Raw genomic sequence first — 25,102 nt, 5'->3', positions numbered from 1 at the left:
CCGCGGACACCCCCGAGGTGCTTCGCCGGGAGGCGTCGGCGCTTCTCGCGTATGTTGTCGATCGCCCGCGAATCGCGCCAGATCGCATCGCGGGCATGCTCTTTCGGACCCGCGTCGCGCGCCGGTACCGGGCACTGGCCACCGTCGTGGACCACGATCAACTCGTCGCCGCGCTACGCGCCGTGGTCACCGACGCCGAGCATCCGCTCGTGGTCCGCAACACCGAGGCCGCGACCGCGCGACGTCACGGGCTCGTGTTTCCCGGGCAGGGCGGACAACGCCCCGGAATGGGACGACTCTTCTACGACGTGTTCCCCGACTTCCGCGCCGAGGCAGACCGCTGCGCAGAACTGTTCGAGAAGCAGTTCGGCCGTTCGCCGTTGAGCTATCTTCTCGACGAAGAGATGCCCGCCGCCGACAGCGCGAGCGTGGTCCAGCCCGCCCTGTTCACCCAGATGGCGGGCCTAGCCGCGCTATGGCGCTCGGTGGGCGTCGCCCCGGATGCGGCCGTCGGGCACAGTCAGGGCGAGATCGCGGCGGCCTACGTCGCGGGCATCACGCCTCTAGCCGACGCGGTCACCGTCGTGGGCACCCGCGCCCGAATCGCCGACGAGTTCCCCGCCGACGACTACGCGATGGCAGTCATCGCGGCCGACCGCGATACCTGCGAATCTCTTCTTGCCCGACAATCAGGTTGGGCTGAGCTCTCGGTGATCAACTCCCCCTCAATGGTCGGAATCTCCGGCCAACACACGACCGTGCACCAGATCGTGGAGCGTCTGACCGAGGACGGCGTCTTCGCGCGAGTGATTCCCGTGCGCTACCCCGCCCACACCAGCATGATCGCCTCGCTCGGCACCGAGATTCGCAAAGCACTTGTCGAGAGCCTCGGCACCGGCGAGTTCACCGGATCTGAAATCGATTGCATCGGATCGACGCTCGGCACCGCGATCAACCCGGACATGCCTGTCGACCAGTATTGGTTCTGGAATCTGCGCAATGTGGTGCGGTTCGACCGCGCCATCGCGACCGCGTCGGCGGCTCGCATCGACACCTTCGTGGAATTGGCCGAACACCCCACGCTGCAGCTCGCGATTCGGGAGAACCTTGCGGCGCTAGGCGCCGAGCGCACCGCCTGCGTGGTGGGTACGTCCAACCGGAACGCCACAGATCTGTCCGAGTTCACCGCCAACCTTGCCAACCTCGCCGTGCACGATCTGAACTATCAGTGGGATGTGCTGCGCGGTAAGGCATCCGAACCCGTCGCGTTGCCGCTGCACGATTTCCCGAACGTCCAGAACAACGACATTCCGCTATGGCTGTCATATCGCTCGGCCGAGGGCGGTGTTTCGGAACCGAAGCAACCCATTTCCGCGCCCGAGCCGGAGCATGCGGCGGACGATGTCGACTCCCCGGTCTACCCGCGCCTCCTGCGCGAGGCGTGGACCAAGGTGACCCGGCGTTCGATGCTGCCCCCCAGGTCCTACGCGTTCATCGACGGCACCGGCGAGGCCGGTGCCCTTGTCGAAGCGCTCTGCGATAGCGCGCCCAACTTCGGCTCCTCTGCTCACATCATCACTGAGGCAAGTAAATCCGGCATCGGCGAGGGCGACACCGTGGTCGTTGTGCTGCCCGCGCCGACTCAGCTCGGTGACCGCGAAGCTGCCGATGCCGTAGCGCAATTCTTCGGTAACCGCACGTGGTGGCCCGAACCGTCAAGCGCAGTCACCGGATGCTGGCTTATCACCGTGGGCGGTGAACAGGCCAACGCCGACGACGTGCCTTCGCATCCGGTACATGCCGCGATCGCCGCCGGGTTCCGCTGCATGGGCACCGAGCATCCCGGAATAGCCTTCCGGCACCTGGATCTCGACCCCGATATCGCGCAGCCGGACAACGCCGACGCCATCCTCGCCGCACTGCAGTCAGCGGGGGAATCGGAACTGGCATTGCGCGCTGACGGCGTATACGCCAAGCGCATCGTGGATCTCGACGAGGACGGTGACGCAGAATCGAGCGCCGGAGTACCCGGCCATGTGGTGATCACCGGTGGCACCGGAAAGCTCGGCCAGGAGTTCTGCGAGCACTATGCCCGGCTGGGTACCCACCAGATCACGCTGATCAGCCGTTCCGGCGAAACCGACGCTGTCGCTGGACGGCTCGACGCCATCCGGCGTAGCACTGGCGCTACCGTGCGTGCCGTCGCGTGCGATATCACCGATGGCACCGCCGTGGCTGAGCTCGCCGAGCAGTTACGTGATACCCCGGCGAACCTCATCATCCATGCCGCGGTGGACTATTCGGATGTTCCGCTGGCCGAGGTGACCGCTGAGAGCTTTCAGCAGGCATTGCGCGCCAAGATCGGCGGCATCGTGAGTGTTCTGGACGCTGTCCCCCGTACCGATTCCTGCCGCGTCATGTTGTGTTCCTCCCTAGCGGCGACGATCGGCGGCAAGGGCCAGCTGATGTACGCGGCGGGCAACAGGATGCTGGACGTACTGGCGGCCCGCCAGCGCGCCGCCGGAATCGATTGTGTGTCCGTGCAGTGGGGCCAATGGACCGTGCACCTCGAACTCGATGACACCGGTATCGCGAAGCTGGCCGCCGCGGGAGTACACCCCATGCGCCCCGCTGACGCACTGGCCGTCGGCACGGGGAATCACCGGGGCAACACTCTGGTCGGATCCTTTGACCTGGTGCAGGCCCGCGCGATGCTGGGCGTGTTCGGGTATGGACCGCTGCTCTCGGAGCTCAAAGACACCGGCACGGTGGTAACGCCCGCCAAGACCGCACCGCCCGCCGTGGCAGTTCCCGAGGATCGACCTGGGCATCTGGTGCAATTGCTGGCCGAGGTGATCGGCGCCGACCACGCCGACTCCATCGACACCGCCATGCCGATGGTGGCGATGGGCCTGGATTCATTGCAGGCATTGGAATTCCGGCGGCGAGTGCAGGCCGAGCTGAACTTCGAGCTGCCGGTGCAGGACCTACTCGGCGGCGCCTCGGTAGATCATGTGATCGACGCGCTCGCCGCTCAGACCCGCTGATCCGGACGCCCGCCGTCAACATCGCACGTCGACATCCACGGTGCGATAGATCAGTTGGGTCCCCACCCCATTGGCGCGTTTCCTGGGATTGGGATCTGCGGTCCGGGGCGATGTCCACCAATACGCGGACTTGCCTTCGCGCACCGAGGTCACCACGCACAACTGCAACGGATTGTCCCCGGTCCGATGGACGACGACCCTGGCGCCCTGACGCTGCAGCTGCGCAATCACCTGCAGTGCGTCGGGGCCCGCCGGACCCGCCGAGGCTGCCGGGGACGCCATCACGAACAACGGTGAGACAAGAACTGCCGCCACTAACGCGCGAAGACATGGAAACTGTTTCCGGCACATGATGATCCCTAGCACTGCACCGCGACGTACATGACGTGTGAGTCCAGCGAACGAGTGGGCGGGCCCTTGCGCTGTGGCACTTGTTTGTAGATGTGCCGGCCGACGCGTATGGACGTCGCAACACATTGCGACAGCGGTTTGGCGGGCCCACTGCGGTTGATGATGATCTGGTCCCCGCGCGCCTTCAGTTCGGAGACCATGACCTGGGCATTGCCCGGACCCCGCGGCCCGGGCTGGGCCGGTCCCGCAGTGGCCGGAGCGGAGAACAGCACAGCGGCGAACCCCGCTGCCAGGGCCAGGCCGGTGGCCTGAACGCACAACAGTAATGACGTCACGATGATCGTGTCCTTGCGTGGAAGATGTTGAAGCCATGAGTGATTGGCACCCGGCCGGGTACGTTTCATCGACGGGGCCGGTCAGGTCAGACGGCACGGCTGCCGCGTGACGCGATAGCAGCGACTGCTACAAGGACTCCGATCAGCGCCGCATCACGCACAAACGCAGCAGATGGTCACGTCCGCTTCTCAACACTCCATGCGGATTCCGCTGGGGCGGGCCGCGCCTGCGCGGGCACCAGAGCACCCAGAAGACAAGCGCAACAACCGATATCATCGCCAATGCGGCAGCGCACCCGTGCACAGCGCCGGCGGCGGCAATCGCCGCAGTCACGGGTGGCGTATTGCACTCGTGATGATGTCCAGCATCTACCGCGACCGCGAGCAAATGGGGAATCTCGGCGAGATGCGCCGATACCGCTGCCCTACCCGACTCGGCAATGCCGATGGTGGCACCCGGAGGGCATTTCATCACTGGCACCAGCAGGACAGCGGCGATCAGCAGCGCCCTCAGCAGGCCCGGCACGGCAACGAGGAGCCCACGCCGCCTCGCGCAATCACCACTGAGTGCCATGCGGCCACCATACACTTGCACCCCATACCCGTAGCGGGTATTACTGCGGTCAGCTATCGGACGAGAAGGATCGTCACACTCGATCGGCGTCGTCGCGAGCGGCACGCTGCAATGCCGACACCTCCGCGTCGATACGCGGCAGTATCTCGGGAATCATTCCGCGCAAAGGGATCTCGCCAATCGGTGTCGAAAGCACCGGCTTCAGCCACCGCGTCACACCGACCCAGTTCGGACAGTTGATGCGCCGACGCCGTTTCTCGATGCCCTTGACGAACGCCTTTCCGCACGCTTCCACCGATGTCACGGTGCCCAGCGGGGGCGGCAGCCGCCTCAGCATCTCCGAGAAGGCCGACAGATTGGCCTTCTGGTCGTTCACCATCGAGGTATCGATCCACGACATATGCGCCGAGCCGACATCCACGCCGCGATGCGCCACCTCCAACCGCAGGGCGTTCGCGAAATGCTCAACGGCCGCCTTGGACGCGTTGTACGCGGTGACCGCGGGCGCCGCCGCGTATGCGGCGAGCGACGACACGATAAGCACATACCCTTGGCGTTCGATGACCGACGGCAGGGCGGCGCGCACCGTGTGAAACACCCCGAGCACGTTGACGTCGATCAACTTCTTGAAGGTGGCCGGATCGATCTGCAGCACCGAACCGAATGTCAGCAGGCCTGCGTTGGCGAGCACCACATCGATCCCGCCGAACCGCTCAACGGCCTGCGCCACGGCGTTCTCCATGGCCGCCAGATCACATACATCGGCAACCGCCACCAGCACCCGATCGCGGCCCAGTTCATCCGCCACCGCGGCAAGCTTTTTCTCATCCAGATCGGTGAGCACCAGGTTCGCGCCCAACGCCGACAACCGGTGTGCGACTTCGATGCCTATCCCGCCGGCACCACCGGTGATCATGACGGTCTTGCCTGCGATGCTGTTCGCCGTTGAACCCATGCGACGACGCTACAGCCGCACACCCAGCAGGGCATCCACCGCGTCACGCACCTGGGCCCCGGCCCCGGTGTCATGACCGCCATACGCCAGCGCATCTGTCACCCAGTTATCCAAGGCAGCAAGGGCTTTCGGTGTGTCAAGGTCATCGGCCAGATAGCGCCGAACCCGGGCAATCACATCGCGAGCACTCGGCGCGGTGGCCAGTGCCGCCGCGTGACGCCAGCGGGCCAACCGGCCCTGCGCATCGGCCAGCACGGCATCGCTCCAGGAGCGATCAGCGCGGTAATGGCCGGCCAGCAGCCCGAGCCTGATCGCGGCGGGATCCACACCCTGAGCTGTCAGCCCGGAGACCTTCACCAGATTGCCCCGGCTCTTGGACATCTTGTGGCCATCCCACCCGATCATCCCGGCATGCACGTAGTGCCGCGCGAAGCGCCGCTGCGCGGTGGCGGCCTCGGCGTGCGCGGCACTGTATTCATGGTGCGGGAAGATCAGGTCGCTGCCGCCGCCCTGGATGTCGATACCGGCACCCAGCTCGCGCAGCACAATCGCCGAACATTCGACATGCCACCCAGGACGGCCGGGCCCGAACGACGCCTCCCAGCTCGGTTCCCCCGGTCGTGCGGCCCGCCACAGCAGGGCATCAAGCTCATTGGCCTTACCCGGGCGGTCGGGGTCACCTCCACGTTCGGCAAAAAGCCGCGACATGGTCTCGATGTCGTACCCGGACTCGTAGCCGAACTGCTCAGTGGCGTCGACACGGAAGTAGACGTCCGGATACTCGGGATCATCCACCACATAGGCGGCGCCGGAGGCGAGCATCTTCTCGACAAGCTCGATGATGCAGGCAATCGATTCGGTGGCGCGTACGTACTCCCGCGGCGGCAACACGCGCAATGCGGTCATATCGCCGCGGAACAGGTCGGTCTCCCGATCGCCCAGCTCACGCCAATCGATGCCGTCCCGATCGGCCCGTTCGAAGAGCGGGTCGTCGATATCGGTGACGTTCTGCACGTAGTGCACATCCAGACCGGCGTCGAGCCACTGCCGATAGATCACGTCGAACGTGAGATACGTTGCGGCATGGCCCAGATGGGTGGCGTCGTAGGGGGTGATGCCACACACGTACATGGTTGCCGTCGGCCCGGTCGTTACCGGACGTACCTGACGGTCGGCGGTGTCGTACAGCCGCAGCTGCGGACCACGACCGTCGAGTTCAGGGACCGGCGCCGACGCCCACGACTGCATACCCACACCTTATGGGGTGGTCAGGCGCGCCCGGCGACCGCGTCCAGCAGCAACGGAGCCAGATCGGGCCTGCACATGATCAGGTCGGGCAGGTACGGATGGGGCTCGTTGTACCGGAGTGGAGATCCGTCGAGCCGCGAGGCGTGCAGCCCGGCCGCCAGCACCACACCGGCGGGCGCCGCCGAATCCCACTCCCATTGCCCACCGCCGTGCAGATAGGCATCTGCCTCACCGCGCACCACGGCCATGGCCTTGGCTCCCGCCGACCCCATCGGTATGAGTTCGATGTTGAGCCGCTCGGCCATATCGGTCAGGAATTTGGGCGCCCGGCTGGCACTGGCCACGATCCGGATCGGGTCGGACTCAGCGCGCGCCGAAGGCGTCACCCGGGTCTCGTCGGTACGAAATACGGTGTCCGATCCGGGCAACGCCACGGCGGCGTCGGTGATCGAACCGCCGCCGTCCCGTCCGTCCGGATCCGCCTGCCACAGGGCGACATGCACCGCCCAGTCATTTCTGCCTTCCATCCCGAACTCACGGGTGCCATCGAGCGGATCGATGATCCACACGCGCCGCGCCCCGAGACGCGTCTTGTCATCGACAGCCTCCTCCGAGAGCACCGCGTCCGCCGGACGCTCGGCTGCCAGCCGCTCCAGCAGCAGCGTGTTGGAGCGCTTATCACCCGCCGCACCGAGACCCTTGGGGTCGTCGAACCCGAGCTCGGCACGCACCTGCAGCAGCAGTTGTCCGGCTTCATGGGCGAGGTCCGCGGCGAGCGCGGCATCGGAAACAGTCACCCGGTCAGTATTACCCGATCCGGATTTGTCGCACCCCGTCGGCATACTCACGCGCATGGCGCCCATGCGATACGGAATTGTTCTCACGACAGGAGACGCGGCCGACGTCGCCGAGCTGGCAACCCTGGCCGAGGAAGCCGGCTGGGACGCGATCTTCGGCTGGGAGCCGGTATGGGGTGTCGACGCCTGGGTGGCCTTGACCGCAGCCGCGATGCGAACCAGCCGGATCAAGCTCGGCACCATGCTCACTCCCCTCTCGCGCCGCAAACCATGGGACCTGGCCTCCACCACGGCAACACTCGACCGGCTCTCCGGTGGGCGAGTCATCCTGTCGGTGGGAATGGGTGCGCTGCACGACAATTGGCTGGCCTTCGAGCGTGACCAGGGCCGCAAGACCCGTGCCGAGTTACTGGACGAGGGTCTCGACGTGCTGTTCGGCCTCTGGGCAGGTCAACCCTTCGGCTACGAGGGCAAGCACTATCGGGTGCTGCCGACAACGCATCTGGTACCCGATCCACCGGTCCAGAGGCCGCGCATCACCACCTGGAGCGTGGGCCTGCTCGGGGCGGCGAAATCCATGGCCCGCGCGGCCCGCTGCGATGGACTACTACCGAACATGACCACCACCGACGGACAGTTCGATTTCGATCCGCCGTTGCGGCGCTGGGTCGACGCCGCACACGAGGTGCGGGCGCTACGAAGCGAATTGGGCTACCACGACACATATGACGTGGTGTACGAGGCGACCACCGATTGGAAGGATCTCGACGCCACCCGCGAGAAGATCGCGACCCTTCAGGACAGCGGTTACACCTGGTATCTGGACTCGGATTGGCATACCGACCACAAAGATCCGCTGGGCGCGCTGCGTGCCCGCATCGAGAACGGGCCGCCGCGCTAGACGTCAGTGTTTGACGTCAGTGCACAAGGTCTTCGGAGCGATGTCCACGATCGAAGCCACCTCCCACCGGGCCTGAATCCCGGGAAATACCGTGGCAGCGGCAATCGCATCCTCTTTGGAGGCCCCAGAACGCAACGCATCGCACGCGCGATAGCCGCTGGCGAGGTACCGGGCGGAGGCTCCACCGAAGATCGCGGTACCCGGGGTGGTGTCATTCAACATCTGCAAGAACTCCCCCTCCCCGTCCGCGTGCGCGGGCGAGGCCAAGCCGATGCCCCCGGCCCCGAGCGACGCGGCAAGAATTGCGGCAGCCGAAATCCGGCGGAAATGTGTGATCATGATGTCCCCTCTGATGAGGAGATGATCTTATGAGGCTGTCCGCACTGGTGGAAAGCAATTTCCCGAGAATCGACTGATCCCAGTTTTCAAGATCACGGAGCGAATTCGCTCGTGCAAATCGCCATCGGCGGGTCAGGGAACGCGAAGGAGTGCACCACACCTGGCTTCCCCTTGCACTGCGCCGCCTCTTTCGTCCCGGGAATCACGAACAGCACGACGAAGGACTTCGGTGCCTGGCACGAGTCCGCGGCGACGAAAACCGTGCTGCCCATCACCACCGCCGTCTGATAGCACGAGCCGATCCGCAGTTGCGGCGCGATGCAGTAGGAGAAATCGCCGGCGGTGAAACCCGTGTATGTCTGCCGGCACTTGCCGCCCGGAACCACTTCGATCACGCGCCACGCCGCCTTGGGGTCGGTGCACGCCACCGTCTTGTAGTCGGATGGAGCCGCCAAGGCGATGCAATCACCGACGGAGGCCACCTGCCCCGGCGCCCGCGGCGCACCGGTCGGTGCCGGCGGCACGGGCAACTGCGGACTGGGGGCCTGCGCCGTGGGTGTCTGATACGTAGGCGTCTGGTACGTGGGCGCGCCAGTGGCCGTCGGCATTTCAGGGTTCGCGTACGAGACCGTGGTGGTGGTCGGCGAACTGGCCGCCTGCCGCGGATCGCTGTCCCGGGTCAGAATAAGCACCAGCACCAACGCCAGTACGACGACGACGGCACCCGCGATCGACGCGATCAGAACCCATGGCTTGGACTTTTTCTGCGGCCCATAGGGGTCCTGCCCGGGGAGCCCCGGATACATCGGCGGGACCGCATAGCCTTGCGGGACCCCGTCGTACAGACGGCCCACCGAATCGTCCGGATAGTCCGGATACTCCGCGGGCCGCTGCCCGAAATGCTCCTGTGTGTACCCGTACTGATCCTGCGGCGGCGGTGCGCCCTGCCAGTGGTCCTGAGTCGGCCCCTCCGGCGCACCCCACTGACCGGCTCCCCCGTACTGATACGGCTGATACGGGTCGTTAGGCCCTGTCACGTTCGCACCCCCTCTACCCCGGTCCGCACCGAATCAGCGCGCGCTTTGCCGACCAGGCTAGACGATCGGCAATCAAAAGGCGGGCCACGGTATGGGCCTGTTGCTGTCGGGCGCCGGCATCACCGGCGCATCCAGCATCATCGCAGCACGCTGACGCAAAGCGGCCACTTCATCGGCGGTTATGTGAGCCGCCAGGGTGGCGCCGAATTCTCCGCCTAACGACTGCTCCAGGCGAACCACGTCGTCGAGTAATGCGGATTCGACCGGCTTACCCGCCCAACCCCACAGGACGGTCCGCAGCTTGTCATGCGTGTGCAAACAGATCCCATGATCGACGCCAAAGACACCGCCGTCGGCGTCCCGCAAAATATGGCCACCCTTGCGGTCGGCGTTGTTGACCAAGGTGTCGAACACCGCCATGCGGCGCAACAGGGGGTTGTCGGCATGCACCAGCACAATTTCCGCACCGTCGGCATCCAGCGCCCGCAGAATCGGCAGATACCCCGGTGGAAGGGCCTCGGGCAAGCAGATATCAACCAGGTCCGGTATCCCCTCAGCCAGCTCCGGCTCATGGATCCATTGCTGCACCATGCCGAACCCTGCCGGGCCATCGCGAAAGACTGTGTACGGCACCACGTTCCAGCCCAATTCGGCCGATATCAGGTACGTCGCCACCTCACGGCCGGCCAAGGTGCCGTCGGGAAAGTCCCACAGCGGCTGTTCGCCTCTGACCGGCTTGTAGACACAGTGCACGCCGTCCCCCGAAGCACTCTGGGCCTCACACAGAAACGTGGCATTACTCGCCGACCGGATGCGGCCGATAACGGTGAGCTCACTGTCACGAATCGCGGCGCGCGCTTCCTGGCATCCGCTGGAACCCAAATCGTCAGGACTCGTCGTCATCTGTCGCCCCCGGCACCGTCCCGCGGCGGTAGCCGTTGGTGCGGACGCAGATATGGCCTGCCGGATCGAGCGGCTCCTCGCACAGCGGGCACGGGGGCCGGCCTGCCGATACCACCCTGGTGGAGCGGGTGGCGAACTGTCGCGCCGCCTCCAGGGACAGAAACACCCGCACGGCATCCGGGCCGTCCTCGGAGTCATCCAGCACCACCGAGGCATCGAATTCCTGCTCGCTCACCGCGAGTAGTTCGACAACCACCGAATTGGCCTCGGCGTCCCAGCCCAGCCCCATCGTGCCGACGCGAAACTCCGCGTCCACGGGCATCACCAGCGGGTTGAGATCGTCGACCACATCGGGCTCCGGCGGAATCGGGGTGCCAAAGCGACGATGGACCTCCGAGAGCAGTGTTCCGATGCGTTCGGCAAGCACCGATACCTGCTGCTTTTCCAGCATCACACTGACGATCCGGGTTTCGTGGACCGCCTGCAGGTAGAAAGTGCGGTTCCCGGGCTCCCCGACAGTTCCGGCGACGAAACGGTCCGGGCTGCGGAATACGTGAATCGATCGCGGCATGGTGCCTCCAAAAATACCGCTAGTCGGTGCTGCCGCCGACTGTCGCGTCGGATGCATGCCCGGCGGGCTTCTCGGGCGGCCGGGCACTCAGCGCGCTCGACAGGTCTGGGCCGGTGTGGTTCACGTGCAGAACAAAGGGGCGCAGCTCGGTATAGCGGACCACACTCATCGACGCCGGATCAGCCACGATGCGCTGGAAGGCATCCAAATGAGTGCCGAGCGCGTCGGCCAGTACCGACTTGATGACATCGCCGTGAGTACAAGCCACCCAGACACAGTCGCCGCCGTGCTCCTCGGACAGCCGCCTGTCGTGCTCGCGCACCGCGGCCACTGCGCGGGCCTGCACTTGCGCAAGCCCCTCCCCATCGGGGAACCGCGCGGCGCTGGGCTGCTGCTGGACGACCTTCCAGAGGGGCTCGGCCAGCAACTCGGTGATCTCGCGGCCCGTCCACTGGCCGTAGTCCACCTCGACGAGTCGATCCTCGACGATCGGGACGAGGTTCAGCCTCGCTGCCAGCGGTGCCACGGTCTGATCACAGCGCAGCAGTGGCGAGGTGACGATTGCCCGCACCTGGACGGCGCTGAGACGGTCAACGACACCCTGCGCCTGGTCTTGCCCCTTCTCATCGAGCTCAACACCTGGGCTGCGACCGGCAAGGGTATGGGCGACGTTCGAGGTGGAACGTCCGTGACGCAACAGGATGACCGTCATGACGCACTGACCACGCCGGCCGCCAGCAGACCCGTGACGGTAAGACCCAGGATCACCCGATAGCCCACGAACCAGTACATGCTGTGGTTACTGATGAACCTCAGCAACCAGGCGACGGCCGCATAGCCGATGACGAAGGCGATCAGGGTGGCCACCAGCAGCTGCGGGCCGGTCGCGCTCATCCCCTCGGTAACCGGATGGAACGCGTCGGGCAGCGAGAACAGCCCGGAGGCCAGCACCGCGGGGATCGCCAGCAGAAATCCAAATCGGGCGGAAGCGGCGCGATCCAGCCCCAGAAAAAGACCGGCGCTAATGGTGGCGCCCGATCGGGAAACGCCCGGTATAAGCGCCAAAGCCTGTGCGCTGCCAACGATTACAGCATCTTTCATGGTCAGCTGTTCGGTGTGCCGCACCTGGCGCCCGTAGTACTCCGCGGCGGCGATGACCAGCGCGAAGATGATGAGAGAGGCCGAGATGAGCCATAAATTCCTTGCACCGGAACGAATTTGATCTTTGAAGGCCAATCCCAAGATGCCGATAGGCATGGTGCCGACAATGACGTACCAACCCATCCAGTAGTCAAAGTTTCTGTGCGCCTTGACAAAAAGGCCGTCAAACCATGCGCGCAGGATCCGCCAGATATCTTTGGCGAAATAGAGCAGCACCGCCGCCTCGGTGCCCAGCTGGGTGACCGCGGTAAAGGACGCGCCGGCATCTTCGTGGAAGAACACCCGGGAGACGATCGCCAGGTGACCCGACGATGAGACGGGCAAAAACTCGGTCAGTCCTTGGACCACCGCCAGCACGATCACTTGCAACCAGGACATTGCCGCTACTGCCGAATCCACGACAGCGACCGTACTGGAAGCGCCGGCGGATCGCCCTAGCCGGCCAGTAGCCGGGCGAGCCGGCTGGTACTCACCGGCTGTGCATCGGCAACAAGATCACGCACCGCGGCAACGATGCTGCGCTCGTCGGTGACGTCGATGTCGGTGATGGGCCGGGTTCGACCGGCCACCACATCACTGTCGTCGGGTACCAGCTCGGTAAGGAAGGCCCGGTAAATCTCGACACGCAGCAACGAATCCTCGATGCGGAAAGCGAAGCTACGACCATCGCCTACCTCACCAAATCCATTCGCGTGCACGCCCGTCACAAGGACCTCGACGGTGAAGACCGGACTGTCGGCAAGCGTCATGGTCCTTACGATAGCCCTCAGCTACCGACTGCTAGCACCGAACGCGCCGAGAAAGTCATCTCCTGCCCGGCAATCCCAGGTCGATTGCGATGATGGACACGATGAATCGTTTACCTAGCCGCGATGTGCGCGGTATAAGGGGCCCCGTCGCCGCGCTAGCAGCCGTCATCGCGCTGGCCTCGGGCACCATATCGGGCTGCTCATCGGGCGGCGACAGCGAAAATTCCAACGATCCGCGCGTGATCGCGCCGGCGTCCGCGGCACAGTCCCCACCGGTGGCGACGGCGCCGGCGGGGACCGTGCACCGGTTCGCCGGCTCTGCCGGGGCGGTGTTGTTCGACACCTCGAGCAAGTCGGTGTCGATTCTGTCCAACGACGGCCGCACTGTGACGTTGTTCACGCGCGAGAATCTCGACGCACCGCGTCACACCGTCACGCTGCCATCCCCGGCCACCGCGGCCGTCGGCGACGGCCGCGGCACGCTGTATCTGGCCACCAAAGGCGGCTACTTCACCCTCGATCTGGCCGCGGGCCGGGCCGACAAGGTCAACATCTCCGGCCATGAAGACATCGATTTCTCGGCGATCACCCGTCGCCCGGACGGTCGAATCGTGTTGGGAGGCGGCGACGGCACCGTGTTCTCGCTCGACGCCCAGAATCAGGTCATCGCCCACGCAACAGGGTTCGCACACGTCGATTCCCTTGCCTACCAAGGCAATACCGTGGCCGCTTTGGATCGCGCGCAGAGCTCGGTGACCACACTGACGGATGCCGGGGACGGCACCGCCCACGCCCTACGGGCGGGCGAGGGCGCCACCACGATGCTCGCCGACGACAAGGGACGCCTGCTGGTGGCCGACACTCGCGGCGGGGCTCTGCTGGTGTTCGGCCTTACGGACTCGCTCATCCTGCGCCAGCGCTACCCCGTACCGAGCGCTCCCTACGGGATCGCGTACTCGGCCAAGCTGATCTGGGTGTCGCAGACGGCGACAAACACGGTTATTGGCTACGATCTGTCCACCGGTATCCCCGAGGAGAGGGCTCGATTCGCGACTGTGCGGCAACCCAATTCACTGGTCAGCGACGGATCCACCCTGTACGTGGCATCCGGGGCGGGCGACGGGATACAAGCGATCGACATCAGGAGTGTCGGATGAGCCGCGCCGCGCGCAGTAGCTTCCCCACCAGCTGGGAAAGTGAACCAGACGATGATTACGACTACTACCCCCTGCGGTTGCCGCCGGAGATCACCAGGATCACAGCCTCGCTGCGGCTCTCAATTCAAGCGGAGTTCGGAGGTTGGGAACTCACCCGCGTCCGGCTCTACACCGACGGAAGCCGTCGAGTCCTGTTGCGCCGCAAGAGATCACGTGGCGACCTGGCTGGCGGCATGTTGACCGCCCCGGTGCTGTAGTGCTGTACACCATCCTGCTGCGGCTGTTCTTCCTGGTGCCGCCCGAACGAGTGCACACCCTGGTGTTCGGGGCGCTGCGCGCCACGGCCGCCTTCGCGCCGACCCGGTGGCTGATGAATCGCTGCTGCGCTCCGACCGATCCCATCCTGGCCAGTGAGGTGTTCGGGGTGCACTTCCCTGCCCCGTTGGGTCTGGCCGCCGGATTCGACAAGAACGGCGAGGGCCTGAAGGTGTGGGGTCCGCTGGGCTTCGGCTATGCCGAGGTAGGTACCGTGACCGCGATCGCCCAGCCCGGCAACCCGAAACCGCGGCTGTTCCGGCTCCCTGCCGACCGCGGCCTGCTCAACCGGATGGGCTTCAACAACCACGGTGCGGCGGCGCTGGCACCCCGGCTGGTGAGACGCAAGACCACGGTGCCCATCGGCGCCAACATCGGTAAATCGAAGATCGTGGAGGCCGCTGTCGCCTCGTCTGACTACCGCGTGAGCGCCCGCCTGGTGGGGCCCGCCGCCGATTTCTTGGTAGTCAACGTGAGCTCGCCCAACACTCCCGGACTGCGTGATCTGCAGGCGATCGGCGAACTACGCAAGATCCTCTCCGCGGTTTTGGAGGAGACCACCGCGCCGGTGCTCGTGAAGATTGCCCCGGATCTCTCCGACGCCGATATCGACGAGATCGCGGACTTGGCAGCAGAACTGGGACTGGCGGGCATCGTGGCCACCAACACCACCATCAGCCGCGCGGGGTTGAGCACTCCGGATGCCGAGGACCTCGGCGCCGGCGGTGTGTCCGGACCGCCGGTGGCCACACGCTCGCTGGAGGTGCTGCGGCGGTTGTACCGGCGGGTCGGAGATCGCCTGGTGCTCATCAGCGTCGGCGGCATCGAAGATGCCGACGACGCTTGGACGCGCATCACCGCCGGGGCATCGCTGCTACAGGGCTACACCGGCTTCATCTACCGCGGCGGCTTCTACGCCAAGCGGATTCACGACGGCATCGCCCAGCATCTACGCGACGGTGGCTTCACCAGCCTGAGCGACGCCGTCGGCTCCGGTTCTTAAAAAGGGCTAGTGCTGCTCGTAGGTGCCGACGATGACGGCGCGGGCGATCGCGTGCCCGAGCAGGTTGAAGTTCAGGAATGCCGGCGTCGCGTCTTCCGGAATCTCGAGCTTCGGCACGTTCACCGCATGTACTGCGATGTAGTACCGGTGCGGGCCGTGTCCGGCGGGCGGCGCAGCACCGAGGAAGCGCTTCAGGCTCGCGTCGTTGGCCAAAGTGATTGCATCACCCGGCAATCCGCTGCCGTCGCCCACTCCGGCGGGCAGCTGAGTCACCGTCGCGGGCAAGTTCACCACCGCCCAGTGCCAGAAGCCCGAGACCGTCGGGGCATCCGGGTCATACACCGTGACGGCGAAACTCTGTGTCTCCTCAGGAAATCCGGACCAGCTGAGCTCGGGCGAGACATCCTGACCGCCCGCGCCGAAGATTCCGCTCACCTGAGCATTGGCGAGGGGCTGTCCATCGGTGACATCGGTAGAGGTCAGGGTGAAGGTCGGCAGCTGCGGCAGAGCATCGTACGGGGAAGCCATGTGGTGTCCTTTCGAAACAGTGCGGTCAGTGATTGAGCAGGAAATGCTGGAGAACCTTGGTGCCGAATGTCAACGCGTCAACCGGCACCCGCTCGTCCACGCCATGGAACAGCGAGGCGAAATCGAGCTCCGGGGGCAACTTCAGCGGCGCGAAACCGAAGCAGCGAATACCCAGGCGGGCAAATGCTTTGGCATCGGTACCGCCGGACAGCATGTATGGCACGGTGCGTGCCTCGGGGTCGAATTCGAGCACAGCGGCATTCATCGCATCGACCAAATCACCGTCGAATGTTGTCTCGTAGGCCGGGAGTAACTGCACCCACTCCCGTTCCACGTCGGGCCCGATGATCTCGTCGACCTCGCGCTCGAAGGCCTCCAGCCGCCCGGGCAGCACCCGGCAGTCGATAACGGCCTCCGCGGTCGCCGGGATGACGTTGGCCTTGTAGCCCGCTTTGAGCATGGTGGGGTTGGCGGTGTCACGCAGCGTGGCACCGACAATCTTGCCGATCGAACCCAGCTTGGCCACCGTGCCTTCCAAATCCGGTGAGTCCGCGTCGAAGTCGTAGCCGGTCTCCTCGGCCACCGCGGTCAGGAACTGGGTGACCGCTTCGGTCAATACCAGCGGGAACTTATGCCGACCCAGTTTGGCGACGGCCTCTGCGACAGCAGTGACTGCGTTGTCCTCATGCACCATCGAGCCATGACCGGCCCGCGCCTTGGCGGTCAGCCTCATCCACGCGATGCCCTTCTCCGCCGTTTCCAGCAGATACAGGCGCCGCTCACCGCCCTCCTTGCGGGGCACCGTGAGCGAGAATCCGCCCACCTCTCCGACGGCCTCGGTGACACCCTCGAACAAGTCGGGACGGTTGTCCACGAGCCACTGAGAGCCCCACTTGCCGCCGTTCTCCTCGTCCGAGACGAACGCCCAGACGAGATCGCGCGGCGGGACGATCCCGGCGCGTTTGAAGTACCGGGCGATGGCGACCATCATCCCGACCATGTCCTTCATATCGACGGCGCCGCGACCCCACACGTAGCCGTCGTTGACCGCCCCCGAGAAGGGGTGCACGCTCCAGTCGGCGGCCTCTGCGGGGACGACATCAAGATGACCGTGGATAAGCAGGGCGCCCCGATCCGAGCTCGCGCCGGGCAGCCGCGCGAACAGGTTCCCGCGCCCGGGGGCACCGGCTTCGACGTACTCACAGGTGTATCCGACATCCTCCAGCTGCTGCTGGATCCACCGCGCGCATTCGGCTTCGCCCTTGGTGGTCTCCAGCTCTCCGGTGTTGGAGGTGTCGAAGCGGATCAGCGTACTGACCAGATCGACGACCTCATCCTCGGGCGCCGGGTTCACAGAAGTCACAACTACCTTTCCTACCATCGTCGGTCGCGACGCACCGGGCACCGATGACCGGTTTGGGCTCCGCGCAGGGTTTCCGCTAGCCTATGACGGCAACCACGGGCCATAGTGCCCGCACTCGTCCGAGTGGCGGAATGGCAGACGCGCTAGCTTGAGGTGCTAGTGCCCTATTAACGGGCGTGGGGGTTCAAGTCCCCCCTCGGACACATCCGGCGACACGACTCAGGTCGGCAGTCGCCGTGACTCGCCGAAGATGCGGGTCGTAGTCGAGACGCAGGCCCAAGCTTGCGTACACCTCGGCGCGCTCAGCTCCGGTTGCCGCGCCGAGGATGACCGACAGTCCGCCTAACTCCTTAACTAACTCACTGATCTCGGCGGCACACATGGCGCGGGGCCGCTCCACTCGCTCAACGCGTGCCCTCAGCTCGTCGCGCTCGGCGGTACGTTGACGCAACGCAGCAGTTAGATCCTCAACGGCCACGCCAGACTCCACGGCGGTGATCAAGGCAGCCACTTTGGCATTCGCCTCGCTCAGCTGGCGCTGCAAGGCGGCGTAGCCAGGTCCGGCCGCCGGGTCCACGTCTTGCCCGCGTGCGAGGTCTTCTGGATCGGCCAGAGTGGCGATCCATTCGTCGAGTCGCGCTGTCACTGCGTCTTCGCGGAGATAGACGGTGCGCGGATGATCACTCAGGTCCACAGGTACAGAACGTGACTTGCCGAACTCACAACGGTAGAGGATCCGCGTTGTTTGCTTCCCCGGCCGGGCGGCGCCCTGCATTCGCCGTCCACATGCGGCGCAGAACAGCAGCCCACGCAGCGCATACGGCACTGTCGATTCTCTGCTGCACACGCGACCGGGACCACGCCGCGCCTGCATCCGGAGACGAACAGCCTGCGCCAGCTCATCAGGGATCAGCTCTTCGTGCGTGCGTCGATCGGGTGCGATCCAGTCGGCCCGATCGCGCCACCGCATGCGAGTCTCATATCCCGCGGCGACATCATCGGGGTTCAAAAGGACCTCATACTTCTCCTGCTTGCCCCAGACACGGATACCGCGGTACGCAGGGTTGTCGAGAATGGCGCGGATCGCCGAATGGGACCATCCACGTGGGTCACGATGCCGGTTCCGTGCCGGGTCGTATTGGCTCGGTGATGGCACTCCATCGTCGGTGAGCTGCTGTGCGATGAAGCGCAAGCCAGCACCATCGGCATACATGCGATAGATCCGCTCGACGGTCGGGGCGGTCTCGGGGTCAGGCTCCAGGCGGTGAAGACGCTGCCCAAGACTTGCCTTGGCGGGGTTTGGGTGCGGGCCGGCATCGACGAGTTGATAACCGTACGGTGGGCGACCGCCGAGGTATCTGGTTGTGTCCTGCGCGAGTGCCGACATCGCGGTACGCACGCGCATCTGGATTCGCGCACGTTCTCCCTTGCTCATTCCGCCAAAGAGCGTCATCACGAGGTCGTGTGCCTCGGATCCGGGATCAACCGCTCCGCCAACTTCAGGCACCCATAGGCCGACCCCGTAGTGCGTGAGCACCGGGAAGGTGAGCGCAAATTGCGGTCCGTAGAACGCGCGAGCAGGTTCCCCGATCACGACGGCATCGAAGCCACGGCCACGAGAAGTGACATCTGCGAGCAGACGTGAAGCCTCCGGCCTGCGTTTCCAGGGAAGCGACCGGCTCTGGCCTATATCGAAGTAGTCGGCGGCGAGGACGCCGCCATGCGGACTGATCAGATCGATGGCACGACGTTTCTGCCAGCTGCGGCTCGCCTCCGGATCTTGGGCGTCCTCGGTACTCACTCGGCCATAGAAGGCGAACCTGAGGCTCATGCCACTCCCCTCCCTGATCTAGGCGTCCGGTCCCGCATAGCCAGTATGACGTTTACCAGCGCGCGGTTGGCCTCGCGCGGGAGCCGATACCGGTTCGGCAGGTCAATTTCAACACCTCCCTCTGACATGTTCGGAGCATCGACTCGAACGTCACACTCGGAGCGAGCATGTGTCGTAGTCGGGCATCTTTCAGCCATCGCTTGCCCCTAGCGGATCCCATTGTTCGTTGTGGGCTTGGCGACGTGCTTCTACCAGTCCGATGAGGCGGGAGTGGATGCGTTGGAGGGCCGCGGAATAGACGAGACTGCGATCGCCGAGGCTGCCGAGGCCGGCACGTTCGAACTCCCACGCCACCAGATCATCGCGACCGGCGAAGTCACAGTTGGGATCGTATTGGTATGCAGTGCTTTTCAAGCGTTCTTCACGCGTCCAAATGGCGCGCTGTTCGCGCAGCACGGTCATGGTAGTGGAATAACGGCGGGATTTGCTGGTGATGTGGCCGCGGAATCCGAGGGTGTGCAACCACCGCCCGATGCCGGACAGTCCTTTGTCCGCGAGATCGCTGATGGTGGTCAGGATGGTCCGCACATGCTCTGACACGTCCAGGTCGGGTATGGCTTCCGTAGATAGGCGGCGCGCGCTGATTCCGAGGTCTACCAAGGATTTGGTGACATACTTGGCGAGATAGCGTGCCACCAGCCGGCCAGACATGGACCGTCCTGAGCCTGACCCTGGTTCTGGTTCTGGTTCTGGTGGAGCACTTTTCACTGGTTTTGCGGATGCGGCGAGGGGTTGGGTGTCGATCTGTGTGCCGAAACGCATCGTCCGCGCATCGGTATCAGCGGTCGGATCGTCGATGGTGAGCGTGACGGTGCGGGCGGCGTGTTGGATGATGGTGGCGAGTTCGACTGCACCGATGGGTGATTCCCAATCGGTCTGATCGGGGTCGTCTTGGGGGTCCAGGCGGATCAGGGCGTGGATGTGTGGGATGGCGCGGGCTTGCAGTTCGACGATTTTGATGAAGCTCACCCGCACCGCATCCGGATCCACACCGGTGGCTTTCAGTTCTTTGCGGAGGGTGCGCCGCATGGTGATGGTGAAGCGTCGCCACAGTTCGGGAAGATGCCAGGCGAACAGGACATGCCCGGCATAGTCGTAGCACTCCGGACAGAGCGGCTGACCGACCCGCTCGTCGCCATGATCATGGGACATGCTGCACCACAATTGTTTTCCATGCGGGCAGCGGCGGTAGCCGCCGATCCGGTGCTGGTCTCGGCATACCTGCGCTTTCTTGTCCCCCGACGTCGTGGCGGTGTGGACGGCCCCGAAGCTGGGGGCAGTCAGGGTGAGGAAAACTTGCGGATGATCGCCCACCGCGGTGGGCATGCCGTGGTGGCCTCCCGCAGCGCCGGCGTGCACGAGTTGCCAGGTGTCGCGGGCGTAGAGATCTGAACACGACGGGCAAATGTGGGCGCGACGGTTGTTGCACCGCGTCCACACCACCCGCTGACGCCCGTACTCATCGGTACCGATCAGCTGGATGGGGTGAGCGCAGAATCCGACGGATTCTGCTCGTCGCCACCAGGATTGGTATCCCATCGACGCGGCCCGGCGCACCATCTGCTCGACCACTCGGGTGGTATCAACTGTATCCGGAACACCCGGCAGGGCAAGCTGCGCCGATGTCATGGAGCTATTCACCGCTGCCCTCACCCACGGTGTGCCCGGTATCGGTGTTGTGTGGCTGGTGGGTCTTGTTCGGTCGGCTCGGGGGTCGGCGGAACCGAGTGGCCAGCGCGGTGATGTCGTGGTCGGTGACGTGGAAGGCCCGCACCCGCTGGGCGTAGGCGGTGCCGTCAACCATCATGTAGCCAACACCCGGTGTCGCGTCGGGGATGCGGTCACATTCGGCGCCGGCATCGCGTGCTCCCTGTCCCAGGACCATAGTGGTTTGGGTGGCTTCAGTCAGGCGCAACCCGATCCGCACCGTGAACAGCTGCCTTAACGGCAGGGTGTCTTTGGCGGGGTCTTGCACCGCGGCGACGACGCTGATGCCGACTGCGCGGCCTTGCGAGAGCAGGAGGCCCAGGAGTTGTTCGATTTCGGTGCGGACCTTGCGGTCGGTCACATACGCACTCAGTGCTGCGATTTCATCGATCACTACCACGAACAACGGCTCCGACGTCGTGGGAGTGTGTAGTCGGGTGTGGCCGCGCAGACGATTCGCCCGGGCGTGCATCACCGTGACGAGCTGGCGTAGCAGCTCCAGGGTGGTGTCGGTGGCGTCGTGGGTGAACACGGTGAACAGGGGTGCTCCGGCACCGAGTTCCATGCCACCTTTGGGGTCGATGACACATAACCGCACCAGTCCGGTCTTCACCGCGGGGGCGATGCCGGCGATCAACGACCACAGCACTGAGCCTTTACCTGCGCCGGTTGCCCCGGCGATCAGCACATGGTGACCGAGCAGCGGCACTTGCCACCAATGCCGCGTTTCGGTGATCCCGACCCGCACCAGCGCCAGGTCCACCGGGGTTGCCGGGGCGGGCATGGGCAGGACGATCGGTTCAGCGAGCACGTCTGCCCGCATTAAAGTGATGCGCAGTTCGCCAGGCGAGGTGGCGGTGATGCTGATGCGGTCGGCGCGCCACGCGGCGGCCAGCGCGTCGGACTGTTTATGCCAATCTGCCACGGACTGGCCGGTGACGATGCGCACCGCCAGCACATCGGTGGTTTTACCGATTGTCACCGTGCGCAGGGTGGGAGTGAGGGTGCGGCCGCCGAGTGTGGCCGTCAGGCCGTGCAAGGTGCAGGTCGATTCCCAGGTGCGGGTGTAGCGCGACCACGTGAGCCAGCGCCGCCGTACCGGTTCGGTCACCCAGGCGCGAAATGACCCCGGTTGGAGCCAGGCCCAGCCCGCATACCCGGCACTGCACACGATCGCGCAGATCAGGCCCACGCGTGGGCCGTGGCTGATGGCAAGCACGAGGCTGGCGATGATGGGCACGTTGATCGCCGGGAACAGCACCGCCCACCAGAGCACATACCCGGCTGCGGTGAACAGCGACATGACCAGTTCTCCGAACCAGTCGTCATCGCCTGATCCACTGTTGGTGGTGTTCTTATTGTTCGATGTCATGAGAGATGCCCTCCGTGAGCGTGTGGTCAACAGCAATGCCCGGGGTGGCGGGGTGCGGTGATCGGTTCACCGCACCCCACACCCGCTTGGGGTTACTTCTGCGGGCGTGTCTGCTCACTCGGCGCAGCACCACTGGCGGTGGCGGGGGTGAGGGCATCAGCGCGGAACGCCACCCCGCTGCGATCACCTTGGGCCCACGGGATGGCCACCAGACCAACCACCGAAATAGACTGCGTGACTGTAACTTTGGGGTCTCCTGCCACGGTGACATTGAGTACTTCGCCGCCGGAGTCATCCAGCGCGAGGACCTGGGTGGCGTACATCGGCATCCCGGTGGCGGTGTCGACTTTCGGGGCGCCGGTTTCGAAGTTCAGCCGTGGCTCCGGAGCGCGGGTGACGATAAAACGAGTTCCAGACGTATCGATTCTCAAACGCATTGTCCTACTAGTCCTTTCGTGAGATGTTGACGCCGGTCCGGCGCTGGATTCAGTTCACGTGGACATCACGGACGTTGCGAGAGACATGTGCCGACATTTCCGACACATCCACGGGCATTTCGGACACGGCCGGACATACCCACGGACATCACACCGACACTATCGCCGCAGGGTGGCGGCAATCGCATGGCAAACTAGACACCACGCGCTGAAGGATGGATACGGACGACACGGGAAGATGTGCGCTGACACGATGGACGAGCAGGACGGCACCGAGGCCGCCATCACTCCCAACGATCGCCTCGCGCAGCGGCTACAGGCCAAAGGTCTGTCCTCGCAGCGGTTCGCCACCGCGGTGGGTGTCGATATCAAGTCGGTGCGACGCTGGCTGGCCGATAGCGACTACAGAATTCGCGAACACAACGCCCGCAGCGCCAGCGAGGTGCTCGACTGCACTCCGCATGACCTGTGGCCCAAGCAGTACCCGGCCGCTACCCCCCGTGCAGTGACAACAGCGTCTGCGGGTGGGCCATTCACCGCGACCCTGTATGCCAGCCGTACTCAGCTGCCGATCACGACGTGGCAGCAGCATTTCGCCGACGCCACCACCGGCATCGACATCCTCGTGCTCGCGGCCACGTTCCTGTTCGACACCCTCGACGGATTCCTCGACACCCTGCTCGCCGCCGCCGCCCGCGGTGTGTCGGTGCGGTTTCTCGTCGGGGATCCCGACACTGCGACCACGATCTTGCGCGGTGAGGAGGAAGGGATCGGCGAGGCTGTCATCGCCCGCTGCCGCACGTCGGTGGAGTTGCTCGCCCCTCACGCTTGTACCCCGGGGCTGGACATTCGCACCCACGACACCGCGCTCTACACGTCGATCTTTCGGGTCGATGACGCCATGATTGTCAACTTCCACATCTACGGCTCACCCGGGCGCAACAACCCTGTGCTGGTTCTGTCACGTCACCATGAGCCAAGGCTCTGGACCACCCTCGAAGACGCTTTCACCCAGGTCTGGAACCGCGCCAGACCGCTGACCGCGAAAGGCTGACCCCCGATGCGCACCGACTACTACAATGACCCCAACGCCCCGGCGCCCAACAGTGTCGTTCCGTCCGCCTCGGCCATCGTCACCGACGAACAAGGTCGTATTCTGCTGATCAAACGCCGCGACAACACCCTGTGGGCGTTACCCGGCGGCGGACACGACATCGGCGAAACCATCGCCGACACCGCCGTGCGGGAAGTCAAAGAAGAAACCGGGCTCGACGTCGAAGTCACGGGTCTGGTCGGTGTCTACACCAACCCCCACCACGTGGTCGCGTTCACCGATGGCGAAGTGCGCCAACAATTCTCGCTACTGTTCGCCACCACGGTGCTCGGCGGGACCCTCGCCATCGACCACGAAAGCACCGACATCGCCTGGACTGCCCCCGACGACATCGCTGGCCTGGATATGCATCCGTCGATGCGACTGCGCGTCGAGCACTACCTGCAACGCCGCGACAGCCCCTACCTCGGCTGACCGCTGGGCTACAGCCAGTCGCGTACTCGCCGGACCGCCGCCAACAATTCGTCGCGGCCCGCGTCGACCGCCCGGTGCACCGGGTCCTCGGATCCATAACGCGCCAACACGTCGCGTAGTCGATCTCGCGGTGATATCGGCGCCCCGTCAGGTCCAGTCGTCAGATCGCAAAAAGTCAACGCATCAAGGACATTGCTGGGCGGATCGCTGAACGCGGACAAACCCGACAAGCCCCGCTCGGCAGCCTCCGCGTGCGCTCCGGTATGAAAGGCCACCAAGGAAGCGACCAGCTCCCCGAAACCCGCCGATCGCACGAACTCCGCTCCATCAAGGGGATGAAAACCGGTCCGGCGCACCGACGGTGCGTAACCGATATCGTGCAACCACCCCGCCGCGACCAGACAGTCCGCCGTTTGAGCATCGAAACGCCGGCTCAACCGCTCGGCAGTCGTCGCGACCCCCCGGACATGCGCCAACCGCCGCGGCTGCTCAGCCAGCCGCGCCTCGGCCTCGCGCCGTGCACGCTGCGCCAAAACTACGCTCACAACCGCCAGCCTACGAGCCCCAGCACCATGCCGCAGCCCCGTCGCGGCTGATGGCGCAGATCCTGGACACCCGCGACCCGCAGGAACCGGCGGCCACCAGCAGGCTTCGCTACGCTCGCTCTGCTCCCGTCCGCTGGCGCTCCCGTCCGCGCCGCTCCCTGCGCTCCGCCCTCCGTCCGCCGCCACGCATGCATGCACCCACGACCGGCGCCGGAACTAAGTCGCAGGCCACAGCGCTGGCATCACGACGAGGCGCAGCTGCCCTCGCTGCTCGCCGCATCGAGACGC

The 25,102-nt window shown here is 65.1% G+C and carries 27 protein-coding genes and 1 tRNA gene; 8 read left to right on the top strand and 20 right to left on the bottom strand.

The genetic code is table 11. The features are described from left to right. The first annotated feature begins 17 nt into the window (after window positions 1-17). Window positions 18-3,047 (top strand): nocobactin polyketide synthase NbtC, encoded by a 3,030-nt coding sequence (gene nbtC, locus ABG82_RS11230; RefSeq protein WP_043077544.1) that lies wholly within the window; start codon window positions 18-20, stop codon window positions 3,045-3,047. Between the two features lie 15 nt (window positions 3,048-3,062). On the opposite strand, the gene ABG82_RS11225 is transcribed toward nbtC, so the two are convergent. The 6 genes from ABG82_RS11225 to ABG82_RS11200 all read right to left on the bottom strand — a co-directional run bounded on the left by ABG82_RS11225 (window position 3,063) and on the right by ABG82_RS11200 (window position 7,307). Then, a complete protein-coding gene (locus tag ABG82_RS11225) occupies window positions 3,063-3,329 on the bottom strand; it encodes a hypothetical protein (protein WP_234708010.1) in 267 nt (88 codons plus the stop codon). 77 nt (window positions 3,330-3,406) lie between these two features. Then, a complete protein-coding gene (locus tag ABG82_RS11220; protein WP_052510979.1) occupies window positions 3,407-3,802 on the bottom strand; it encodes a hypothetical protein in 396 nt (131 codons plus the stop codon). Window positions 3,803-3,875: 73 nt separating this feature from the next. After that, complete coding sequence (locus ABG82_RS11215; protein WP_054416793.1) at window positions 3,876-4,307, bottom strand: hypothetical protein; 432 nt, start codon at window positions 4,305-4,307, stop codon at window positions 3,876-3,878. Between the two features lie 73 nt (window positions 4,308-4,380). Beyond that, window positions 4,381-5,262 (bottom strand): SDR family oxidoreductase, encoded by an 882-nt coding sequence (locus ABG82_RS11210; RefSeq protein ID WP_043077545.1) that lies wholly within the window; start codon window positions 5,260-5,262, stop codon window positions 4,381-4,383. Between the two features lie 9 nt (window positions 5,263-5,271). Continuing rightward, window positions 5,272-6,510, bottom strand: coding sequence for a cysteine--1-D-myo-inosityl 2-amino-2-deoxy-alpha-D-glucopyranoside ligase (gene mshC / locus ABG82_RS11205; protein ID WP_043077546.1), 1,239 nt, complete (start codon window positions 6,508-6,510; stop codon window positions 5,272-5,274). A gap of 20 nt (window positions 6,511-6,530) precedes the next feature. Continuing rightward, window positions 6,531-7,307 (bottom strand): 3'(2'),5'-bisphosphate nucleotidase CysQ, encoded by a 777-nt coding sequence (locus ABG82_RS11200; protein ID WP_043077613.1) that lies wholly within the window; start codon window positions 7,305-7,307, stop codon window positions 6,531-6,533. Window positions 7,308-7,362: 55 nt separating this feature from the next. Between ABG82_RS11200 and ABG82_RS11195 the strand changes: the two genes are divergently transcribed. Further along, window positions 7,363-8,208, top strand: a complete 846-nt coding sequence (locus tag ABG82_RS11195) for an LLM class flavin-dependent oxidoreductase (protein WP_043077547.1) — start codon at window positions 7,363-7,365, stop codon at window positions 8,206-8,208. A 3-nt stretch (window positions 8,209-8,211) separates the two neighbouring features. On the opposite strand, the gene ABG82_RS11190 is transcribed toward ABG82_RS11195, so the two are convergent. From ABG82_RS11190 to ABG82_RS11160, 7 genes are all read right to left on the bottom strand, one after another. After that, the gene (locus ABG82_RS11190) at window positions 8,212-8,547 is read right to left on the bottom strand and encodes a DUF732 domain-containing protein (RefSeq protein WP_043077548.1); all 336 of its coding nucleotides are present in this window, start codon (window positions 8,545-8,547) and stop codon (window positions 8,212-8,214) included. A 92-nt stretch (window positions 8,548-8,639) separates the two neighbouring features. After that, complete coding sequence (locus ABG82_RS11185; RefSeq protein ID WP_043077549.1) at window positions 8,640-9,584, bottom strand: LppU/SCO3897 family protein; 945 nt, start codon at window positions 9,582-9,584, stop codon at window positions 8,640-8,642. Window positions 9,585-9,656: 72 nt separating this feature from the next. Then, on the bottom strand, window positions 9,657-10,487 hold the full coding sequence (locus ABG82_RS11180; RefSeq protein ID WP_043077550.1) for an SCO1664 family protein: 831 nt from the start codon (window positions 10,485-10,487) through the stop codon (window positions 9,657-9,659). Then, entirely contained in the window at window positions 10,471-11,058 is a 588-nt protein-coding gene (locus tag ABG82_RS11175) for a DUF3090 domain-containing protein (protein WP_043077551.1), read from the bottom strand. Before ABG82_RS11175 ends, ABG82_RS11180 begins: the two co-directional genes overlap by 17 nt. Before the next feature lie 19 nt (window positions 11,059-11,077). Then, window positions 11,078-11,770, bottom strand: a complete 693-nt coding sequence (locus tag ABG82_RS11170) for a histidine phosphatase family protein (RefSeq protein WP_043077552.1) — start codon at window positions 11,768-11,770, stop codon at window positions 11,078-11,080. Next, on the bottom strand, window positions 11,767-12,597 hold the full coding sequence (locus ABG82_RS11165) for an undecaprenyl-diphosphate phosphatase (RefSeq protein ID WP_043077553.1): 831 nt from the start codon (window positions 12,595-12,597) through the stop codon (window positions 11,767-11,769). The genes ABG82_RS11170 and ABG82_RS11165 overlap by 4 nt, the downstream gene beginning before the upstream one ends. Window positions 12,598-12,653: 56 nt before the next feature. Then, window positions 12,654-12,968, bottom strand: a complete 315-nt coding sequence (locus ABG82_RS11160) for a hypothetical protein (protein ID WP_043077554.1) — start codon at window positions 12,966-12,968, stop codon at window positions 12,654-12,656. Between the two features lie 89 nt (window positions 12,969-13,057). On the opposite strand from ABG82_RS11160, the gene ABG82_RS11155 reads away from it, so the two are divergent. The 3 genes from ABG82_RS11155 to ABG82_RS11145 are packed head-to-tail and all read left to right on the top strand — an operon-like array spanning window position 13,058 to window position 15,443. Next, window positions 13,058-14,125: a hypothetical protein gene (locus ABG82_RS11155; protein WP_043077555.1), complete on the top strand. Its 1,068-nt coding sequence runs from the start codon at window positions 13,058-13,060 to the stop codon at window positions 14,123-14,125. Further along, window positions 14,122-14,382 carry a DUF5703 family protein gene (locus ABG82_RS11150; RefSeq protein ID WP_043077556.1) on the top strand — a complete coding sequence of 87 codons (261 nt, stop codon included), beginning with the start codon at window positions 14,122-14,124 and terminating at the stop codon, window positions 14,380-14,382. The genes ABG82_RS11155 and ABG82_RS11150 overlap by 4 nt, the downstream gene beginning before the upstream one ends. Then, window positions 14,382-15,443 (top strand): quinone-dependent dihydroorotate dehydrogenase, encoded by a 1,062-nt coding sequence (locus ABG82_RS11145; RefSeq protein ID WP_043077557.1) that lies wholly within the window; start codon window positions 14,382-14,384, stop codon window positions 15,441-15,443. Before ABG82_RS11150 ends, ABG82_RS11145 begins: the two co-directional genes overlap by 1 nt. A 6-nt stretch (window positions 15,444-15,449) precedes the next feature. Here the strand turns inward: ABG82_RS11145 and ABG82_RS11140 are convergent, their stop codons facing one another. Both ABG82_RS11140 and ABG82_RS11135 read right to left on the bottom strand, forming a co-directional pair. After that, window positions 15,450-15,971, bottom strand: coding sequence for a YbhB/YbcL family Raf kinase inhibitor-like protein (locus tag ABG82_RS11140; protein ID WP_043077558.1), 522 nt, complete (start codon window positions 15,969-15,971; stop codon window positions 15,450-15,452). A 25-nt stretch (window positions 15,972-15,996) separates the two neighbouring features. Then, on the bottom strand, window positions 15,997-17,325 hold the full coding sequence (locus ABG82_RS11135) for a M20/M25/M40 family metallo-hydrolase (protein WP_174544357.1): 1,329 nt from the start codon (window positions 17,323-17,325) through the stop codon (window positions 15,997-15,999). 126 nt (window positions 17,326-17,451) lie between these two features. On the opposite strand from ABG82_RS11135, the gene ABG82_RS11130 reads away from it, so the two are divergent. Then, window positions 17,452-17,537 (top strand) — tRNA-Leu (locus ABG82_RS11130). On the opposite strand, the gene ABG82_RS27690 is transcribed toward ABG82_RS11130, so the two are convergent. The 4 genes from ABG82_RS27690 to ABG82_RS11115 all read right to left on the bottom strand — a co-directional run bounded on the left by ABG82_RS27690 (window position 17,519) and on the right by ABG82_RS11115 (window position 22,741). Then, window positions 17,519-19,165 (bottom strand): recombinase family protein, encoded by a 1,647-nt coding sequence (locus tag ABG82_RS27690; RefSeq protein ID WP_011560558.1) that lies wholly within the window; start codon window positions 19,163-19,165, stop codon window positions 17,519-17,521. The two genes, ABG82_RS11130 and ABG82_RS27690, sit on opposite strands and share 19 nt — an antisense overlap. A gap of 189 nt (window positions 19,166-19,354) precedes the next feature. Continuing rightward, the gene (locus ABG82_RS11125) at window positions 19,355-20,854 is read right to left on the bottom strand and encodes a replication initiator (protein ID WP_011560559.1); all 1,500 of its coding nucleotides are present in this window, start codon (window positions 20,852-20,854) and stop codon (window positions 19,355-19,357) included. A gap of 4 nt (window positions 20,855-20,858) precedes the next feature. After that, window positions 20,859-22,304, bottom strand: coding sequence for an FtsK/SpoIIIE domain-containing protein (locus ABG82_RS11120; RefSeq protein WP_017205322.1), 1,446 nt, complete (start codon window positions 22,302-22,304; stop codon window positions 20,859-20,861). 92 nt (window positions 22,305-22,396) lie between these two features. After that, the gene (locus tag ABG82_RS11115) at window positions 22,397-22,741 is read right to left on the bottom strand and encodes an SCO3933 family regulatory protein (protein WP_011560561.1); all 345 of its coding nucleotides are present in this window, start codon (window positions 22,739-22,741) and stop codon (window positions 22,397-22,399) included. A 253-nt stretch (window positions 22,742-22,994) separates the two neighbouring features. On the opposite strand from ABG82_RS11115, the gene ABG82_RS11110 reads away from it, so the two are divergent. Together ABG82_RS11110 and ABG82_RS11105 are read left to right on the top strand one after the other, a co-directional pair. After that, window positions 22,995-23,795 carry a hypothetical protein gene (locus ABG82_RS11110; RefSeq protein WP_011560562.1) on the top strand — a complete coding sequence of 267 codons (801 nt, stop codon included), beginning with the start codon at window positions 22,995-22,997 and terminating at the stop codon, window positions 23,793-23,795. A 6-nt stretch (window positions 23,796-23,801) separates the two neighbouring features. Beyond that, window positions 23,802-24,269, top strand: a complete 468-nt coding sequence (locus ABG82_RS11105) for an NUDIX hydrolase (protein ID WP_005110618.1) — start codon at window positions 23,802-23,804, stop codon at window positions 24,267-24,269. An 8-nt stretch (window positions 24,270-24,277) separates the two neighbouring features. Here the strand turns inward: ABG82_RS11105 and ABG82_RS11100 are convergent, their stop codons facing one another. Next, on the bottom strand, window positions 24,278-24,814 hold the full coding sequence (locus ABG82_RS11100; RefSeq protein ID WP_005110615.1) for an HD domain-containing protein: 537 nt from the start codon (window positions 24,812-24,814) through the stop codon (window positions 24,278-24,280). Between the last annotated feature and the right edge of the window lie 288 nt (window positions 24,815-25,102).

The sequence above is a fragment of the Mycobacteroides immunogenum genome, from assembly GCF_001605725.1.
Taxonomy (GTDB): domain Bacteria; phylum Actinomycetota; class Actinomycetes; order Mycobacteriales; family Mycobacteriaceae; genus Mycobacterium; species Mycobacterium immunogenum.
The sequence above is the reverse complement of the archived record's forward strand: the minus strand, read 5'-3'. Positions and strand labels throughout refer to the sequence as shown.

What these genes read in the sequence shown, in the direction of transcription:
- ABG82_RS11225 (WP_234708010.1), bottom strand. Translation starts at nt 3,329, where the DNA reads ATGGCGTCCCCGGCAGCCTCGGCGGGTCCGGCGGGCCCCGACGCACTG.
- ABG82_RS11220 (WP_052510979.1), bottom strand. Translation starts at nt 3,802, where the DNA reads ATGAAACGTACCCGGCCGGGTGCCAATCACTCATGGCTTCAACATCTT.
- ABG82_RS11215 (WP_054416793.1), bottom strand. Translation starts at nt 4,307, where the DNA reads ATGGCACTCAGTGGTGATTGCGCGAGGCGGCGTGGGCTCCTCGTTGCC.
- ABG82_RS11210 (WP_043077545.1), bottom strand. Translation starts at nt 5,262, where the DNA reads ATGGGTTCAACGGCGAACAGCATCGCAGGCAAGACCGTCATGATCACC.
- mshC (WP_043077546.1), bottom strand. Translation starts at nt 6,510, where the DNA reads ATGCAGTCGTGGGCGTCGGCGCCGGTCCCTGAACTCGACGGTCGTGGT.
- ABG82_RS11195 (WP_043077547.1), top strand. Translation starts at nt 7,363, where the DNA reads ATGGCGCCCATGCGATACGGAATTGTTCTCACGACAGGAGACGCGGCC.
- ABG82_RS11190 (WP_043077548.1), bottom strand. Translation starts at nt 8,547, where the DNA reads ATGATCACACATTTCCGCCGGATTTCGGCTGCCGCAATTCTTGCCGCG.
- ABG82_RS11180 (WP_043077550.1), bottom strand. Translation starts at nt 10,487, where the DNA reads ATGACGACGAGTCCTGACGATTTGGGTTCCAGCGGATGCCAGGAAGCG.
- ABG82_RS11175 (WP_043077551.1), bottom strand. Translation starts at nt 11,058, where the DNA reads ATGCCGCGATCGATTCACGTATTCCGCAGCCCGGACCGTTTCGTCGCC.
- ABG82_RS11170 (WP_043077552.1), bottom strand. Translation starts at nt 11,770, where the DNA reads ATGACGGTCATCCTGTTGCGTCACGGACGTTCCACCTCGAACGTCGCC.
- ABG82_RS11165 (WP_043077553.1), bottom strand. Translation starts at nt 12,597, where the DNA reads ATGTCCTGGTTGCAAGTGATCGTGCTGGCGGTGGTCCAAGGACTGACC.
- ABG82_RS11160 (WP_043077554.1), bottom strand. Translation starts at nt 12,968, where the DNA reads ATGACGCTTGCCGACAGTCCGGTCTTCACCGTCGAGGTCCTTGTGACG.
- ABG82_RS11155 (WP_043077555.1), top strand. Translation starts at nt 13,058, where the DNA reads ATGATGGACACGATGAATCGTTTACCTAGCCGCGATGTGCGCGGTATA.
- ABG82_RS11150 (WP_043077556.1), top strand. Translation starts at nt 14,122, where the DNA reads ATGAGCCGCGCCGCGCGCAGTAGCTTCCCCACCAGCTGGGAAAGTGAA.
- ABG82_RS11140 (WP_043077558.1), bottom strand. Translation starts at nt 15,971, where the DNA reads ATGGCTTCCCCGTACGATGCTCTGCCGCAGCTGCCGACCTTCACCCTG.
- ABG82_RS27690 (WP_011560558.1), bottom strand. Translation starts at nt 19,165, where the DNA reads ATGAGCCTCAGGTTCGCCTTCTATGGCCGAGTGAGTACCGAGGACGCC.
- ABG82_RS11125 (WP_011560559.1), bottom strand. Translation starts at nt 20,854, where the DNA reads ATGACATCGGCGCAGCTTGCCCTGCCGGGTGTTCCGGATACAGTTGAT.
- ABG82_RS11120 (WP_017205322.1), bottom strand. Translation starts at nt 22,304, where the DNA reads ATGACATCGAACAATAAGAACACCACCAACAGTGGATCAGGCGATGAC.
- ABG82_RS11115 (WP_011560561.1), bottom strand. Translation starts at nt 22,741, where the DNA reads ATGCGTTTGAGAATCGATACGTCTGGAACTCGTTTTATCGTCACCCGC.
- ABG82_RS11110 (WP_011560562.1), top strand. Translation starts at nt 22,995, where the DNA reads ATGGACGAGCAGGACGGCACCGAGGCCGCCATCACTCCCAACGATCGC.
- ABG82_RS11105 (WP_005110618.1), top strand. Translation starts at nt 23,802, where the DNA reads ATGCGCACCGACTACTACAATGACCCCAACGCCCCGGCGCCCAACAGT.